At 45.5% G+C, this 15,537-nt stretch carries 14 protein-coding genes and 7 tRNA genes; 2 read left to right on the forward strand and 19 right to left on the reverse strand.

Going from position 1 to position 15,537, the window contains the following annotated elements:
• Positions 1-34: 34 nt before the first annotated feature.
• From ANCC_RS11490 to pcrA, 18 genes are all read right to left on the reverse strand, one after another.
• The gene (locus ANCC_RS11490) at positions 35-2,647 is read right to left on the reverse strand and encodes a cation-translocating P-type ATPase (protein WP_039947097.1); all 2,613 of its coding nucleotides are present in this window, start codon (positions 2,645-2,647) and stop codon (positions 35-37) included.
• Between the two features lie 251 nt (positions 2,648-2,898).
• Positions 2,899-3,312, reverse strand: coding sequence for an ATP synthase F1 subunit epsilon (atpC, locus tag ANCC_RS11495; protein WP_006568943.1), 414 nt, complete (start codon positions 3,310-3,312; stop codon positions 2,899-2,901).
• 9 nt (positions 3,313-3,321) lie between these two features.
• A complete protein-coding gene (gene atpD / locus ANCC_RS11500) occupies positions 3,322-4,722 on the reverse strand; it encodes a F0F1 ATP synthase subunit beta (RefSeq protein ID WP_006568944.1) in 1,401 nt (466 codons plus the stop codon).
• A 37-nt stretch (positions 4,723-4,759) separates the two neighbouring features.
• On the reverse strand, positions 4,760-5,647 hold the full coding sequence (gene atpG, locus ANCC_RS11505; protein WP_006568945.1) for an ATP synthase F1 subunit gamma: 888 nt from the start codon (positions 5,645-5,647) through the stop codon (positions 4,760-4,762).
• A 10-nt stretch (positions 5,648-5,657) separates the two neighbouring features.
• Positions 5,658-7,157 carry a F0F1 ATP synthase subunit alpha gene (gene atpA, locus ANCC_RS11510; RefSeq protein WP_009290445.1) on the reverse strand — a complete coding sequence of 500 codons (1,500 nt, stop codon included), beginning with the start codon at positions 7,155-7,157 and terminating at the stop codon, positions 5,658-5,660.
• A 5-nt stretch (positions 7,158-7,162) separates the two neighbouring features.
• A complete protein-coding gene (atpH, locus tag ANCC_RS11515; RefSeq protein WP_006568947.1) occupies positions 7,163-7,666 on the reverse strand; it encodes an ATP synthase F1 subunit delta in 504 nt (167 codons plus the stop codon).
• On the reverse strand, positions 7,663-8,148 hold the full coding sequence (gene atpF, locus ANCC_RS11520; RefSeq protein ID WP_006568948.1) for a F0F1 ATP synthase subunit B: 486 nt from the start codon (positions 8,146-8,148) through the stop codon (positions 7,663-7,665). The genes atpH and atpF overlap by 4 nt, the downstream gene beginning before the upstream one ends.
• Before the next feature lie 22 nt (positions 8,149-8,170).
• The gene (gene atpE, locus ANCC_RS11525) at positions 8,171-8,389 is read right to left on the reverse strand and encodes an ATP synthase F0 subunit C (protein WP_006568949.1); all 219 of its coding nucleotides are present in this window, start codon (positions 8,387-8,389) and stop codon (positions 8,171-8,173) included.
• Between the two features lie 42 nt (positions 8,390-8,431).
• Positions 8,432-9,112 carry a F0F1 ATP synthase subunit A gene (locus ANCC_RS11530; protein WP_006568950.1) on the reverse strand — a complete coding sequence of 227 codons (681 nt, stop codon included), beginning with the start codon at positions 9,110-9,112 and terminating at the stop codon, positions 8,432-8,434.
• 509 nt (positions 9,113-9,621) lie between these two features.
• A tRNA-Leu gene (locus ANCC_RS11535) sits at positions 9,622-9,701 on the reverse strand.
• Positions 9,702-9,741: 40 nt separating this feature from the next.
• Positions 9,742-9,814, reverse strand: a tRNA-Lys gene (locus ANCC_RS11540).
• A gap of 3 nt (positions 9,815-9,817) precedes the next feature.
• Positions 9,818-9,889, reverse strand: a tRNA-Gln gene (locus tag ANCC_RS11545).
• A 47-nt stretch (positions 9,890-9,936) separates the two neighbouring features.
• Positions 9,937-10,010 (reverse strand) — tRNA-His (locus ANCC_RS11550).
• Between the two features lie 47 nt (positions 10,011-10,057).
• Positions 10,058-10,131 (reverse strand) — tRNA-Arg (locus tag ANCC_RS11555).
• Positions 10,132-10,169: 38 nt separating this feature from the next.
• Positions 10,170-10,240, reverse strand: a tRNA-Gly gene (locus ANCC_RS11560).
• Positions 10,241-10,244: 4 nt separating this feature from the next.
• Positions 10,245-10,319 (reverse strand) — tRNA-Pro (locus ANCC_RS11565).
• A 310-nt stretch (positions 10,320-10,629) separates the two neighbouring features.
• Positions 10,630-10,893 (reverse strand): hypothetical protein, encoded by a 264-nt coding sequence (locus ANCC_RS11570; protein ID WP_006568952.1) that lies wholly within the window; start codon positions 10,891-10,893, stop codon positions 10,630-10,632.
• A 68-nt stretch (positions 10,894-10,961) separates the two neighbouring features.
• Entirely contained in the window at positions 10,962-13,169 is a 2,208-nt protein-coding gene (pcrA, locus tag ANCC_RS11575; RefSeq protein WP_006568953.1) for a DNA helicase PcrA, read from the reverse strand.
• Between the two features lie 229 nt (positions 13,170-13,398).
• Here pcrA and ANCC_RS11580 point away from each other — a divergent pair, with 229 nt between their 5' ends.
• A complete protein-coding gene (locus tag ANCC_RS11580) occupies positions 13,399-14,016 on the forward strand; it encodes a DUF1836 domain-containing protein (RefSeq protein ID WP_006568954.1) in 618 nt (205 codons plus the stop codon).
• A gap of 8 nt (positions 14,017-14,024) precedes the next feature.
• On the opposite strand, the gene ANCC_RS11585 is transcribed toward ANCC_RS11580, so the two are convergent.
• Positions 14,025-14,312, reverse strand: a complete 288-nt coding sequence (locus tag ANCC_RS11585) for a YerC/YecD family TrpR-related protein (RefSeq protein ID WP_006568955.1) — start codon at positions 14,310-14,312, stop codon at positions 14,025-14,027.
• A 144-nt stretch (positions 14,313-14,456) separates the two neighbouring features.
• Here ANCC_RS11585 and ANCC_RS11590 point away from each other — a divergent pair, with 144 nt between their 5' ends.
• On the forward strand, positions 14,457-15,467 hold the full coding sequence (locus ANCC_RS11590) for an ABC transporter substrate-binding protein (protein WP_006568956.1): 1,011 nt from the start codon (positions 14,457-14,459) through the stop codon (positions 15,465-15,467).
• Positions 15,468-15,537 lie beyond the last annotated feature (70 nt).

Here is a 15,537-nt window from a genome sequence, read left to right on the forward strand (position 1 = left end):
ATAAAATCAGGATTCGGCTCCTTTTATCATCATCTTATAATATCCTCACTCTTACTCTTATGGCTTTCAGCAGCTGGATCAGCGGAAGATTGGCCAGTGCCAGCCCATATACGGTAAACAGCTGCCGCATATTCAGTGTCTGGACCTTAAACAATGTATGAAGCGAAGGTATCGTCATTACGCATGTCATCAGAATCACTCCGAGTATAAATGCACCAATCAGATACACATTGTCGAAAAATTTCCTTGTAAACAGCACCGGATAATTTGACTTGCAGTTAAAGCCGTGCACCAGCCTCGACATACAAAGCGTTCCAAATGCCATTGTGCTCGCCAGAAGAGCATTGTGGTCCCGGTATCCCACCATAAATGCGATCATCGTCATGACTCCGATCACAAATCCTTCGATTCCGATATTCACCAGAAAATCTTTTGTGAGTATGGATTCGTTCACAGGCCTCGGTTTCTCTTCCATCACCTTGTCGGTGTGGGGTTCCAGTCCGAGTGCAATGGCCGGAAGGCTGTCTGTCAGCAGATTGATAAACAGTAAATGCACCGGAGCAAACGGAACCGGAAGTGCAGCGACAGACGCATAGAGCACCGCAAGGATTCCCGCAAAATTTCCCGACAACAGGAATTGGATCGCATTTTTTATGTTCCGGTACAAATTCCTTCCGTTTTCCACTGCCTTTACGATGGTTGCAAAGTTATCGTCTGTAAGCACCATTGAGGAAGCGTCTTTGGAAACTTCACTTCCCGTGATCCCCATTGCAACCCCGATGTCTGCCTGCTTGAGCGCCGGCGCATCGTTGACTCCGTCACCTGTCATTGAAACGATATTGCCCTTTCTCTGCCATGTCTTTACGATCCGGATCTTATGCTCCGGCGAAACTCTCGCATAGACAGAAATCCCTTCCACAAATTTCTCAAGCTCCTGATCAGACATATGGTCGATCTCAGAACCTTCACAGGCTTCGCTTTCATGTTTTAATATGCCGATTCGCTTGGCTATGGCAGCGGCAGTTACTTTGTGGTCTCCTGTAATCATGATCGGGCGTATCCCCGCCTGGATACACTGCGCTACCGCAGATCTGGATTCATTTCTTGGAGGGTCCATCATAGAGATCAGTCCAAGGAACGTATAGCCGTTTTCATCCTCCGGCGTGAGCCGTTTCCCTTTTTCTATGGTCTTATATGCAATAGCCAAAACTCTCAGACCGTTCCGTGAAAACTCCTGGTTGCAGGCTTCAATCTGTTTTTTATCCCAGTTGGTGATCGGCGTGGTTTTGTCTCCTTTCTGAATCGATACCAGACGGTTTAACAGCACGTCCACAGCTCCCTTTGTCACCATGACATAGCCGTTTTCCATATCATGTACCGTAGACATCAGTTTACGGTCACTGTCAAAAGGTATCTCTGCCACCCTCGGGTAAAAGCAACGGACGCTCTCAGCTTTTCTTCCCAGCTTGTCCCCCAGATTGATCAGCGCCGTCTCCGTGGGGTCTCCAATCTCTTCGCCGTTGACGTTCGTAGAATCGTTGCAGAGCATGCTGTAGTCAAGCAGCTGTTTTTGGGCCGGTTTCTTCAGATCGATATGGGCGGCAGGAATCCTGACACCTCCCACATAATAGTCTTCTACTGTCATCTTATTCTGCGTAAGCGTACCGGTCTTGTCAGAACAGATAATGGACACACTTCCCAGTCCTTCCACCGCCTGGAGCTTTCTGATGATCGCATGCTCCTTGGCCATCTTCTGTGTTCCGAAGGAGAGAACGATCGTCACGATAGAACTTAATGCTTCCGGGATCGCCGCAACCGCCAATGCTACGGCAAACATAAATGCGTCTCCCATATCCTCGCCCCGGATAACGCTGATCCCAAATAAAATGCCGCAGAATACCAGAATCAGGATGGAAAGTTTTTGTCCGAACTGATCCAGGTTGACCTGGAGAGGAGTCCTCTTTTCCTCTGTATTTTTCAGCATTCCCGCAATCTTTCCGACTTCTGTGTCCATTCCCACCCCGGTCACAAGGAATTTTCCTCTTCCGTAGGTGACAAAGCTTCCCGAGTACACCATATTGGTCCGGTCACCAAGCGGAACCTGGCTGATGATGATGCCTGTGGTCTTCTCAACACCCAGGCTTTCCCCGGTCAGTGCACTCTCGTCCACTTTTAAGCTGGCTGATTCTAAGATTCTTCCGTCCGCAGGTATGGAATCCCCTGCTTCCAGAAGTATCTCATCCCCCACAGTCACTTCCCTGGAAGGAATCTGTACCGTGATTCCGTCCCGGATCACCTTGGCTGTAGGAGCCGAAAGCTGCTTTAAGCTGTTCAGAGACTGTTCCGCTTTCACAGTCTGGACCGTACCGAGAATGGCATTGATCGTGATGACAACCAAAATAACCGCGGTGCTCTCCACATCCCCAAGAAATCCTGACACCGTGGCCGCTGCAATCAGTATAATGACCAGAAAATCTTTAAACTGTTCCAGAAAAATCTGAAGCACACTTTTCTTTTTTCCTTCCACCAATTCATTATACCCATACTGCTTTTGATGTTCCGTGACCTGGGCTGCAGTCAGCGGTTCCATTGAGCCATTGAGCTGCTTCCTGACTTCTTCTGCTGTCTGTTGGTAAAATTCTTTCATTTTCATCATTCTCCATTTCTATATGTATTTTCTTTCTTTTTCCGACGAAAAAAACAGCGGGACTTTTACTGCATCTTTCGTGCAATAAAAGTCTCGCTGTTTCATTACGATACGGATGAATTTCTTCATCGAGATTGACGACACCGCAAACGATTTGCTCGCCAGCTACTCCCTTTTATTAAAGTTTATAATAGCGGATTCTTTTGGGCTTGTCAACTAATTGTTGTCGACCTCCGGCATCGAATTCTGCCTTATAAATGTTTTCCTGTCACTTTAAGCCTTGCCATTGCTCTGGAAAGCGCCGCCTTGCTGTGATAGTACTCTCTCTGGCTTTCCTTCTGTCTGAGCCTCTCCTGGGCCCGTTCTTTTGCTTCTTTTGCCCTCCGGATATCAATTTCATCCGGCCATTCCACCGTGTCTGCCAAAAGAACGACGAATTCCGGCATAATCTCAACAAATCCATCGCCCACGGCAGCTTCTTTCCACTCACCATTTACTTTGAACCTGAGTTCTCCTGCCTTCACAGCGGTCACCATGGACTCATGGTTGGGCAGGATGCCCTGCTGCCCGTCGATCGCCGGAAAGATCATCATTTCACATTCACCGTTATAAAACTTCCGGTCACTGGCCGTAATTTCCAAATAAAAGGTCTTTCCCATGCTCATCCCTCTTTCTTACGCTTCCCTGGCCGTTTCACTCTTTGCCTTCTCAATGACTTCATCAATGGTTCCCACCATAAAGAATGCATTTTCCGGATATTCGTCCATCTCTCCGCTTATAATGGCTTTAAATCCGCGGATGGTCTCGCTCACCGGCACATATTTGCCCTTCATGCCGGTAAAATTCTCTGCCACATGAAACGGCTGTGAGAGGAATTTCTGGATCTTACGGGCACGGTAAACTGCGAGTTTATCGTCTTCATCCAGTTCTTCCATACCGAGGATAGAAATGATATCCTGAAGCTCTTTGTACTTCTGGAGGAGCTCCTGAACCTGCATTGCAACTTCGTAATGTTCTTCTCCCACCACTTCCGCTTCCAGAATTCTGGATGTGGATTCCAGCGGATCTACCGCAGGATAGATTCCCTGTTCCACGATCTTTCTGGAAAGCACCGTGGTGGCGTCCAGATGGGCAAAGGTAGTTGCCGGAGCCGGGTCCGTCAAATCATCCGCAGGCACATAGACGGCCTGCACAGAGGTGATCGATCCGTTTTTCGTGGACGTGATCCTCTCCTGCAGCTCTCCGACTTCATTGGCCAGCGTCGGCTGATAGCCGACGGCAGAAGGCATGCGGCCAAGCAGTGCGGATACCTCGGAACCTGCCTGTACGTAGCGGAAAATATTATCGATGAACAGCAGCACATTCTGATGCTCCCTGTCTCTGAAATATTCTGCCATCGTAAGACCGGTCTGCGCCACTCTCATACGGGCTCCCGGCGGTTCGTTCATCTGCCCGAACACGAGGGCTGTCTTGTCGATAACCCCGGATTCATTCATCTCTGTCCACAGGTCATTTCCCTCCCTGGAGCGTTCTCCCACCCCGGTAAAAATAGAATATCCGCCGTGTTCCGTGGCGATGTTATGGATCAGCTCCTGAATCAGCACCGTTTTACCCACTCCGGCACCGCCGAACAATCCGACTTTACCGCCTTTTGCATAAGGTGCCAGAAGGTCGATGACTTTGATTCCTGTCTCCAGGATCTCTACGACCGGGCTCTGCTCCTCAAATGTAGGAGGATCCCTGTGAATGACCCACTGCTCTTCTCCTTCGACCTGCTCTTTCCCGTCAATATTCTGTCCCAGCACATTAAACATTCTGCCCAGTGTCTGCCTGCCCACCGGAACCGTGATCCCTGCTCCCGTGGCTGTCACTTCCATATCTTTAGACAGTCCTTCGCTGGATGCGAGCAGGATACAGCGGACAATGTTGTTCCCCATATGCTGGGCAGCTTCCATGACAAGTTTTTTGCCGTCCAGTTCTACCGTCAGCGCATCTTTGATCAGCGGAAGATACCCGCCGTCAAATTCCACGTCCACGACCGGACCTAAAACCTGTACGATTTTTCCCTTTTCCATATCTTCACCACAATTCTTTCTATATCTCAATCAATTATTATTTCTTCTGAAACGCTTTCGCGCCGCTTACAATCTCTGTAATCTCCTGGGTGATTGCCGCCTGTCTGGCACGGTTATACAAAAGCGACAGTTCCCTGATCATGTCTTTTGCACTTTCCGTAGCCCCCTGCATCGCCATCATACGCGCATTCTGCTCGCTGGAAAATGACTCTACCAGGGCTCCGTAAATCAGTCCTTTCACATAGTTGGGCACCAAATGGTCCATCACTACTTTGGGAGACGGAGAATAATCCGCAATCTTGTGATACTTTTCGAGTTCCACATTCATTTCCTCAAAACTCTGCCGTTTCAGCGGCAGGATCTGGATAATTTCAGGCTCTGCCTTCAAAGGCGTCACCATCTTTGTATAGATAATATAGATCTCATCCAGTTTTTCCTTCCGGTAAAGATCGACCAATGTTTCCGCAATATTTCTGGCACGCCACATGCTGGGGTCCTGAGCGGTATAAAGAAACTCCATGTCAATCCTGACATTCTTTTTCGTAAAATACTTCCTTCCCATCTGGCCGATGACAAACAGGGTATTGTCATTTCCCTGTGCCAGACGCTCCTGTGCAAGCTTCAGCACATTATGGTTGTAGGCTCCAGCCATCCCCTTGTCTGCCGTCATGACCACATAACCCCGCTTTTTATCTTCCGGTTTTATCTTTTTCCTCTGGTCAAAAAAGGTATGATTAATGTCCGGTGAATGAAACAGAATATCTTTGATTGTCGACTGGAGCAGTTCAAAATATGGGGCCGTGGCATCCAGCTTTTCCCTTGCCTTCCTAAGCTTTGTGGAAGAGATCAGATACATTGCGTTGGTGATCTTCATGGTCTCCTGAATGCTTTTCATTCTGGAGCGGATTTCTGTCATATTTGCCATGTATGCTCACCTACTTTTTAAATTCTTTTACTGCTTGAACGATCTGTTCCGTTACCTCATCGGTCAGTACCTTTTTCTCATCAATCTCTCTGACCAGCTGACTATATTTAGCCTCAAAAAATGATACAAGATCTTCTGTAAAAGATTTGATCTCATTCACCGGAACATCCATGAGCAGACGATGGTTGGCTGCACATAAAAGAATAACCTGTTTGTGCAGGCTCATCGGATGATAGAGCGGCTGTTTCAATAATTCTACCAGCCTGTTTCCATGATCAAGGAGTTCCTTTGTCTGCGGGTCCAGATCTGAACTGAACTGGGTAAAGACCTCCATTTCCCGAAACTGGGCCAGGTCGATTCTCAGACTTCCCGAAACTTTCTTCATCGCTTTCGTCTGTGCCGCCCCTCCTACACGGGAAACGGACAGACCCACATTGACCGCCGGCCGGATTCCGGAGAAGAACAAATCACTCTCCAGGAATATCTGTCCGTCTGTGATGGAAATGACATTGGTAGGAATATAGGCAGATACATCGCCTGCCAGAGTCTCAATGATCGGCAGCGCCGTAATGGATCCTCCTCCGTGTTCTTCATTCAGCCTGCATGAACGCTCAAGCAGCCTTGAATGAAGGTAGAATACATCTCCGGGATATGCTTCCCGTCCCGGCGGCCTCTGTAAGAGCAGAGACATGGCCCGGTAAGCTACCGCATGTTTGGACAGATCGTCATAGACGATCAAAACGTCTTTTCCTTTGTCCATAAAATACTCTGCCATGGCCGTGCCGGAATACGGCGCGATATACTGGACCGGAGCCACATCGCTTGCCGATGCGGATACGACGATTGAATAGTCCATGGCATCATGCTTCTTCAGTGTGGAAACAATTTTAGCCAGAGTGGATGCTTTCTGCCCGATAGCTACATACACACAGATGACGTCTTTGCCCTTCTGGTTCAAAATTGTGTCCACAGCAATGGACGTTTTGCCGGTCTGACGGTCACCGATGATCAGTTCTCTCTGTCCCCGTCCGATCGGAAACATTGCGTCAATGGCAAGGATCCCTGTCTCCAGCGGTACGTCTACGGATTTTCTGTCGATGACTCCCGCCGCTTCTCTCTCAATCGGGAGGTACCCATCGGTCTTGATCGGTCCGTTTCCGTCGATCGGAGCACCCAGCGCATTAACCACACGTCCGACCAAAGCATCCCCGACCGGTACTCCGGCACGCTTGCCGCTTCTGACGACTTTGGACCCCTCAATCAGCCCGTGATCACTTCCCAGCAGCACACAGCCAATCGTCTTCATCTCCAGATTCTGCACAATGCCTCTGGTACCGTTCTCAAACTCTACCAGTTCCCCGTACATCGCATGGTTTAAACCATGCACGGTCGCAATACCATCGCCTACCTGGATAACGGTTCCTTCCTCCTGCACCTCAATTTTATTCTCATAATCTTCTATCTCACTTTTTAAAACGGAAATAATTCCTTCCGGATTTATATTGCCCAACTGTTTCACCTCCGCACAAGGCTATTTTGTAATTTTGTAATGGAAGCCTTCACGCTTCTGTCATATACATCATCACCTACAGTCAGAATGAATCCGCCGATTAATGACGGGTCTTCTTTCAGCTGCAGATTTACGCCTGTTTTATGATATTTTCGGCAGATCATATTTTTTATGTCTTCAATTTTCCTGTCATCCGGTTTGGTGACATAAGCAAAGACTGCCTTGACTACTTTATTTTTTCTTTGAACCAATTCATCATATGATGCAAATATCTCAAAGATGCTGTCTGCCTCACCGTTGTCTGTGACGACCTTAAAAAAGCTCTGCACCGGTCCCGGGATCACTCTTTCAATGACCGCATGTTTTTCTTTTTTTGTGACTACCGGACTTGCCAGTGCCTTCACGAATTCCGGACACTCACTGCAGATCCTTTTCGTCTCATGGATGTACTCTTCAGGGATCGTTAAGTCAAAAAATACTTTTGCATAATTATCTGTCAGCTCATTCATTGGCCTGCACCCGCTTCTCTCAAAAAATCATCCAGTATTTTTTCATTCGATGCCTGGTCAACATTCTCCTGAATCACTTTGGAAGCCGCCGCGATCGCCACCTGGGCAATTTCATTCTGTATTCCCTGCACTGCTTTTTCCCGCTCTGTCTCGATGGTTTTACTTGCGTCCGCAATTATTTTGGACGCCTCCGCACCGGCATCTCTTAAAATCTTCTCATATTCTTCTTTTCCCCGCTCCTTGGCTGTCTTTACGATCATAGCCGCCTCCTGATTGGCGTTTTTAAGCTCGGCCTCGTATTTTTCCTTCAGCAGCCCGGCCTGGGTATTTTTTTGTTCCGCATCCTCTATCTGTCCGCTGATCATCTGTTCCCTTTTCTCAATCATGCCCATAACAGGCTGAAAAAGAAGCTTTTTTAAGATAAGGAAAAACACAATGAGATTCACGAACGTCCACAGGAGTCCTGAGTTAAATGTTAACACCTATACCGCCTCCAAGCTCTCTTTAAAGTACAAACATGATAATGATTGCAACAACCAGACCATAAATTGCCGTTGACTCTGCAAGCGCACATCCGAGCAGCAGCGTCTTATTGATCTCTCCTGTTGCCTCCGGCTGTCTTGCGATCGCATCTGTTGCGCCTGATGTGGCGATTCCGATACCTATACCTGCTCCAATACCTGATAATACTGCAATACCTGCTCCTAATGCTACTAATGACATAATCTACATCTCCTTATACTATAATTGATTGTTTTTGTTATTCTAATCCATCAGCTCTTTCATAAAGATGGCCGTCAGGAAAACGAACACATACATTTGAATCAGTCCGTCAAATACGTCAAAATAAAAACTGAACGGGATCGGCACCAGAATCGGCGCTACGATCTTTAAGAGTTCCATTATGACGAATCCGCCCAGAATATTTCCGAAGAGCCGCATACACAGCGACAGAGGCCTTATGAAGACTTCCAGCACGTTAAGCGGTGCGATAAACGGAACAGGCTCGGCAAAGCTCTTTATGAACCCCTTAAAACCCTTTTTCCTGATTCCCGAATATTCTATCAGCACGATGCTCATGACCGCCAGCCCTGCCGTTACGTTGATGTCCTTCGTAGGCGGTGTCAGTCCGACCAGACCGCTCAAATTGGAAAGGCCGAGATAAATTCCGACTGTCGCAAGATACGGGATATAGCCTTTTCCTTCGTCGCCCAGAATCCCGTGGAAAAACCGGTATACTCCTCCCACCGCAGTCTCAATGCAGGCCTGCTTTCTTGTGGGGACAAGCTTTAAATTTCTCACAAAGATCAGGCACAGCAGGATGACAAAAGCCATAATACCCCATGTGACGACAACCGATTCCGGTACCGGAATCCCGCCGAAGAGAGGAATGGTGAACGCTGTCCTGCTCACAAGTTCTTCCATCAATTTCTCCGATAAACTCATCGACTGCTCCTCCTTTCCTAAATTTGTAGTGAGTATAATACTCCTATATTGCTTTGTCAATTCTAAAAATTAACCTATTTTTTACGAAATTTTTCACGAAAAATCACTTTTTTTACTCTTGAAATATAATTTTCTTTGGTTCTACCAATTATTATTGTATGTTTTATCTGATATTTTCCTCGAATCCATATACTTATTTATGCAATTTATACTACTCTTTTGTTTTCCACAAAAAAGAGGTCAGATTTTTCGATTTCTTCTTATTAAAAGAAGTTCATTTTTCTGACCTCGATTTTCCCGGTTCCTGCCCGTTTTGTTGTCTTCTGATTCTTAGTATATGCAGTGCTTTTAAAACTGATAATTCAATAATTGATTTTAATAATCTGATTTTTCAAAAACCGGTCAAAGCATGCAGCCGTATGTTCATAAGTACCTCTGAAACAAAAACAGAACGGTACATTCCATCCAAATGTACCGTTCTGTTTTTTCAGCCTGTAAAATTAAATGAATGCGGATGACAGGAATCGAACCTGCACTCCGAAGAACTAGATCCTAAGTCTAGCGCGTCTGCCAGTTCCGCCACATCCGCATAAAAAATGCCACCTATACTATAAACGATAGATGACTAGTGAGCGTGCGGGGATTCGAACCCCGGACAACTTGATTAAAAGTCAAGTGCTCTACCACCTGAGCTACACACCCGTACTGGGCTAGCTGGATTCGAACCAGCGAATGCAGCAGTCAAAGTGCTGTGCCTTACCGCTTGGCGATAGCCCATTATCTTTCAGGAAATCCAGTAGTCCTGTAATTAATAAAACAAAAAGGGTGGATAATGGGATTCGAACCCACGGCCTCCAGAGCCACAATCTGGCGCGCTAACCAACTGCGCTATACCCACCATAAACATGAACTATAAAATTATTATTTCAAAAGAGCGAAATAAAACGAGCCTGAGGGGATTCGAACCCATGACCTACGGCTTAGAAGGCCGTTGCTCTATCCAGCTGAGCTACAGACTCATATGCATAAATATATATACTATGCTTCGCAAAGCGAAAGCGGGTGATGGGAATCGAACCCACGTGATCAGCTTGGAAGGCTGGAGTTCTACCATTGAACTACACCCGCAAAGTCGGGGTGACAGGATTCGAACCTGCGACCTCTTGATCCCAAATCAAGCGCTCTAGCCAAGCTGAGCCACACCCCGATATGTAATTCCTTCTTGAAAGACTTTCCAAAACTGCTGTTGTTTGGCTGCCGTCTTTCTCACAAGCAAGATTTATTATACTGGACAGGCGCGCAAAAGTCAACATCTTTTTTGTATTTTTTTAAAACCGGGTTAAACCGCATAACTGCGCGCTTTGTGTCACGTTTTGCCGCCGGCTTCTACATTCTTTCTTAAAAAAATTTTTATATTTTGACGGAGTCAAATGATTTCCTTAAGCATTCGCTTGACAAAGTCTTTTCTAAGAAACAAAAAAGAAAGCATCTCACAGCTGAGATGCCTTCTGTAAATTTTATTCTTCTTCCTCTTTTGCAGATAACTTTATATCATCTTCATCTTCAAAGAAATCATCATCAAAATCGTCATCGAAATCATCGTCAAAGTCTTCCATGTAATCTGGAGTCAAATACTTGTAGACTGCATACGCAATCCCTGCCACTGCTGCGATTGCACCGATGATTGCCAGAGCCCAGACAATTTTATTATCATCTTTGTCTTTCTTGTGCATAATGTCTGATACTTTTGCCGCGCTTAGTAAATCGTCAAAACTTTTCATGTCATTCACCCTTTCTTATGTGTTTTTTTTATTATATCACTTATCCCGTTTCATTACTAATCTTTTTTCTAATTTTGCTCGGTTTTCTTTAATTTTGCAAAGGAAGCAAACATCTTTTTTACACCGTGTTTATCGAAGTCTACCGTGACCTCATAGTCACGGCCTCCGGAGACGATTTCCATGACAGTGCCCTGGCCGAATTTGATATGGCTCACTCGGTCACCTTTTCCATAAGAGAGCGACTCTGCCTTTGGTTCTGCAAATTGATGTTTTTGGAACGGTTTTCTGAACTGAGTCCTCCGGTTGGATGAAAAAATATCATGATCCGGCCGCTTATCATTCAAATTAACGCCGTAATCCAGCTTTAAAAGTTCCTGCGGGATCTCATCAATGAAACGGGACACCTTGTTAAACTGAGTTCTTCCCTGCATCATTCTGCGCTTTGCAGCGCTCAGATAAAGGCGCTCTTTGGCTCTGGTAATGCCCACATAACAAAGCCTCCGCTCCTCCTCCAGTTCTTCCTGGTCTTCAGAAATTATGGTCATATAACTTGGGAAAATTCCGTCCTCCATTCCGCTGATGAATACATAAGGGAACTCCAGCCCTTTTGCACTGTGGAGCGTCATGAGAATGACCCTGTTGTCTGAATCTTCCAGACTGTCGATATCTGCTACCAGAGCGATTTCCTCAAGCAGCCCCGAAAGTGTGGGTTCCTCCGCAGTCTCTTCATAGGCAACGATTTTGTTCAGAAGTTCATTAATGTTTTCTATTCTGGCCATGGCCTCTTCCGTTCCCTCGGCCTCAAGACCGGTTACGTACCCTGTCTCCTCCAAAATATAGTGAAACAGGTCTTCAAGACTTCCCTTCTGTGCCTGTTCCCTAAAGTCTGCGATCAGTTCTGAAAACTTTTCGATCTTTCTCTTTGCATTGGCAAGAGATTCTATCTGTCTTGCCTGAAAGCATGCATCCAGGAACCCTATATTCTGCTCGATCGCATAGGTCTGAACCTTGTCGATGGTTGTCGCGCCGATCCCTCTCCGGGGAACATTAATGATCCTTTTCACTGCCAGATCGTCAAGGCCGTTATCCACAGCTTTGAGATAACAGATCACATCCTTTACTTCTTTTCTCTGATAGAAGTTCGTTCCGCCCACGATCCGGTATGGAATATTTTTGATCATAAATTTCTCTTCAAAAATACGGGACTGTGCATTGGTCCGATAAAGAATCGCGATATTTTTATAGTCCACTCCATCTTTTGCCAGGCGGCCGATCTCTTCGACGATCTGTCCCGCCTCTTCATATTCTGTCCCATATTGGTGAAATACAATCGTATCTCCGTCGTCATTTTCTGTCCAAAGGGCTTTTTCTTTCCGGCCCTTATTGTTTCTGATGACTTCATTGGCGGCATTCAGAATGTTCTTTGTGGAGCGGTAATTCTGTTCCAGCTTGATCACTTCAGCATCCTGAAATACGCCCTCAAAGTTTAAAATATTTTTGATATTTGCACCCCGGAATTTGTAGATAGACTGGTCATCATCTCCTACAACGCAGAGATTCTGATACTTCCTCGCCAGCATGCTGATGAGCTGAAACTGGATGGTATTTGTATCCTGGTACTCATCCACCATAATATAGCGGAAGCGCTCCTGATAATAGTCCAAAACTTCAGGGTGAAACTGAAACAGCTCTACTGTTTTAAATAAAAGATCATCAAAATCCAGGGCATTGTTGGCCTTCAGCTGTTTTTGGTATTCCTTGTAGATTTCTGCAATTTTCTTTTTCTTAAAATCAAAATTATACCGGGTTTCGTATTCTCCCGGTGTCATAAACTCATCTTTCGCTGAGGAGATTGCATTCATCACGGCACGCTCCGGCAGACTTTTTGTGTCCACCTTAAACTGTTTGCAGATGCCCCGGATCAAAGACTTCTGGTCATCGCTGTCATAAATGGTAAAACTGTTGTCATAGCCAAGCTTGTCGATATGTCTCCTCAATATGCGGACACAGGTAGAATGAAACGTGCTGACCCATATATGCTCCGCTCCGGAACCCACCAGGGCATCCACACGCTCTCTCATCTCTCTGGCTGCTTTATTGGTAAATGTTATCGCCATGATGTGATAGGGATTTACTCCCTGTTCGATCAGATAGGCGATCCTGTGGGTCAGGACCCTTGTCTTGCCTGAGCCTGCGCCGGCCAGCAGAAGCAGAGGCCCTTCCGTACAAAATACGGCTTCCCGCTGCTGTTCATTCAATGTATCATATATGCTCATATGTAATATCCTTTCTTGCTTCTGTTCTACTTCTGTTTAACCTTCCTTTCCGGTAAGACTAACTACTATTATACTACATCCGGTCAAAACAAAGAAGCGATAAATGTGCCTGAGTTTTTATGCCCCGCTTTCAAAACAAAAATCCTTCGGAAAATGTCATGTCAGAGACTTGTCATATAGTTTAAAAAACCGTATAATGTAGTTATCATACAATCAAGGAGGACGATGTATGGATGATTTAAAAGAAAAGCTTTCAAAGTGGCTGGAATTAGACTATATACTACCGGAAGATATTCCAAATATCGACCTTTATATGGACCAGATCACAACTTTTATGGACACAGAATTAAAAAATTCCACCCGTTTTCAGGGAGATAAGATTTTCACCAAAACAATGATCAATAATTATTCAAAGAATGATCTGCTGCCGCCTTCCAGCAAAAAGAAATACTCCAGAAATCATATGATTCTTTTAATCTATATCTATTACCTGAAAAACTTCATGTCTATTTCAGATATCAAGTCTCTTTTGGCCCCGCTGAAAAACCACTTTTATGACGATGACAGGGAACTGTCGTTTTTCGATATCTATGAGGAGATTTATCAGCTGGAACACAGACAGAAGCCGGTGATCGCGGAATCCGTAGCGGATGACCTGAAAAAGGCCAGGGAATCTTTTGCTTTCGTGGAAGACGAAAAGGACCGGGATCTGCTTCAGCATTTTTCCTTCATCACACTTTTGTGCTATGATATTTATGCGAAAAAACAGCTGATCGAGAAAATGATCGACAATTTCTATACTGACAGTCCGGAAAAAGAAAAGAAAGAGAAAAAAATGAAGAAATAGGCGAAAGCCTATTTCTTCATTCTGTTAAATACCAAATCATATCCGTCGCTTCCGTAGTTTAAAGAACGGTTGACCCTGCTGATCGTAGCCGTGGATGCTCCCGTCTTTTCTGCCACTTCCAGATACGTATGTTTTTCCCTGAGCATGGAAGCCACTTCAAAACGCTGTGCCAGGGATTCCAATTCGTTCACCGTACATAAATCTTCAAAGAAAGTAAAACACTCTTCCTCTGTCTCCAACGTAAGAATCGCCTGAAACAGCCGTTTGGCGGCCTCTGTCTTAATCTTTTTGCTCATAATATGCTGCTCCTTTTCCTGCTTCGACTTTTCGATGCTTGATTAGTTTTAATATACAACATCAGCGCGTTAAAGTAAAGAAGATTTGCACCGATTTTTCTGCCGTGCATACTCTAAGAAATAAAGTATTTTTTAGGAGTTTTTATGAAAGTAAAAAAACTTGCTGCCGCGTTTCTGTCCTCTGTACTGGCTCTGGGCGTTTTGTCCGGATGCGGAACATCTAAATCCGAAAAAGAGACAAAAAAGCTCACCAAAGTCACCTTAAACGAAGTTACCCACTCTGTCTTCTATGCTCCCCAGTATGTAGCCATTGAAAAAGGATATTTCAAGGACGAAGGTATCGACCTGAAAGTGGATACAGGATTCGGTGCGGATAAAAGTATGACCGCTCTGATCTCGGGAAATGCAGACATCGGCTTCATGGGACCGGAAGCCAGCATCTATCAGTACAACGAAGGAAACCAGGACTATGCCGTCAACTTTGCGCAGCTTACCCAGCGTGCAGGCAACTTCCTCGTTTCCAGAAAAAAGATCAAAAACTTCTCATGGAACGATATCAAGGGCAAGGAAGTGATCGGCGGACGAAAAGGCGGAATGCCTCAGATGATCTTTGAGTATGTTCTGAAGAAACAGAAAATCGATCCGAAAAAAGATATCAAGATGGTCCAAAACATCGACTTTGCCAACACATCCGGGGCTTTTTCCGGCGGCACAGGAGACTTTACCGTGGAATTTGAACCCAATGCAACTGCCCTCGAAACACAGGGTGCGGGGTATGTTGCCGCATCCATAGGCGTGGAAAGCGGGTTTGTTCCTTATACGACCTACTGTGCAAAGAAGAGTTATATCAAAAAGAATCCAAAAATCATACAGGGCTTTACCAATGCCATCAAAAAAGGCCAGGAATACGTAAATAAACATACGCCGGAAGAGATTGCAGCTGTCATCGGCGGACAGTTCCCCGACGTATCGAAAAACGATTTGATCACCATCATCAAGCGCTACAAGGATCAGGATACCTATAAAGAAAATCCTGTGTTCAGTGAAGATGGGTTTGCCCTTCTTCAGGATATCCTGAAAAACGCAGGAGAATTAGATGACTCCGTCCCATTCGATAAACTGGTTGACAATACATTTGCCGAAAAAGCAAAGTAAACCTGTCTTTTGATTTCCTGTTAAAAAGGCTGCAGACAATCGTTCAGGATATGTCTGCAGCCTTTTTGTC

This window comes from Anaerostipes caccae L1-92 (genome assembly GCF_014467075.1).
GTDB lineage: Bacteria > Bacillota > Clostridia > Lachnospirales > Lachnospiraceae > Anaerostipes > Anaerostipes caccae.

Excerpts from the sequence above, each read along its gene's own strand:
- atpC (WP_006568943.1), bottom strand. The coding sequence starts at position 3,312 with ATGAGCATGGGAAAGACCTTTTATTTGGAAATTACGGCCAGTGACCGG.
- pcrA (WP_006568953.1), bottom strand. The coding sequence starts at position 13,169 with ATGAGCATATATGATACATTGAATGAACAGCAGCGGGAAGCCGTATTT.
- ANCC_RS11570 (WP_006568952.1), bottom strand. The coding sequence starts at position 10,893 with ATGAAAAGTTTTGACGATTTACTAAGCGCGGCAAAAGTATCAGACATT.
- ANCC_RS11490 (WP_039947097.1), bottom strand. The coding sequence starts at position 2,647 with ATGAAAGAATTTTACCAACAGACAGCAGAAGAAGTCAGGAAGCAGCTC.
- ANCC_RS11590 (WP_006568956.1), top strand. The coding sequence starts at position 14,457 with ATGAAAGTAAAAAAACTTGCTGCCGCGTTTCTGTCCTCTGTACTGGCT.
- ANCC_RS11585 (WP_006568955.1), bottom strand. The coding sequence starts at position 14,312 with ATGAGCAAAAAGATTAAGACAGAGGCCGCCAAACGGCTGTTTCAGGCG.
- atpH (WP_006568947.1), bottom strand. The coding sequence starts at position 7,666 with ATGAATGAGCTGACAGATAATTATGCAAAAGTATTTTTTGACTTAACG.
- atpE (WP_006568949.1), bottom strand. The coding sequence starts at position 8,389 with ATGTCATTAGTAGCATTAGGAGCAGGTATTGCAGTATTATCAGGTATT.
- ANCC_RS11530 (WP_006568950.1), bottom strand. The coding sequence starts at position 9,112 with ATGAGTTTATCGGAGAAATTGATGGAAGAACTTGTGAGCAGGACAGCG.
- ANCC_RS11580 (WP_006568954.1), top strand. The coding sequence starts at position 13,399 with ATGGATGATTTAAAAGAAAAGCTTTCAAAGTGGCTGGAATTAGACTAT.
- atpD (WP_006568944.1), bottom strand. The coding sequence starts at position 4,722 with ATGGAAAAGGGAAAAATCGTACAGGTTTTAGGTCCGGTCGTGGACGTG.
- atpG (WP_006568945.1), bottom strand. The coding sequence starts at position 5,647 with ATGGCAAATATGACAGAAATCCGCTCCAGAATGAAAAGCATTCAGGAG.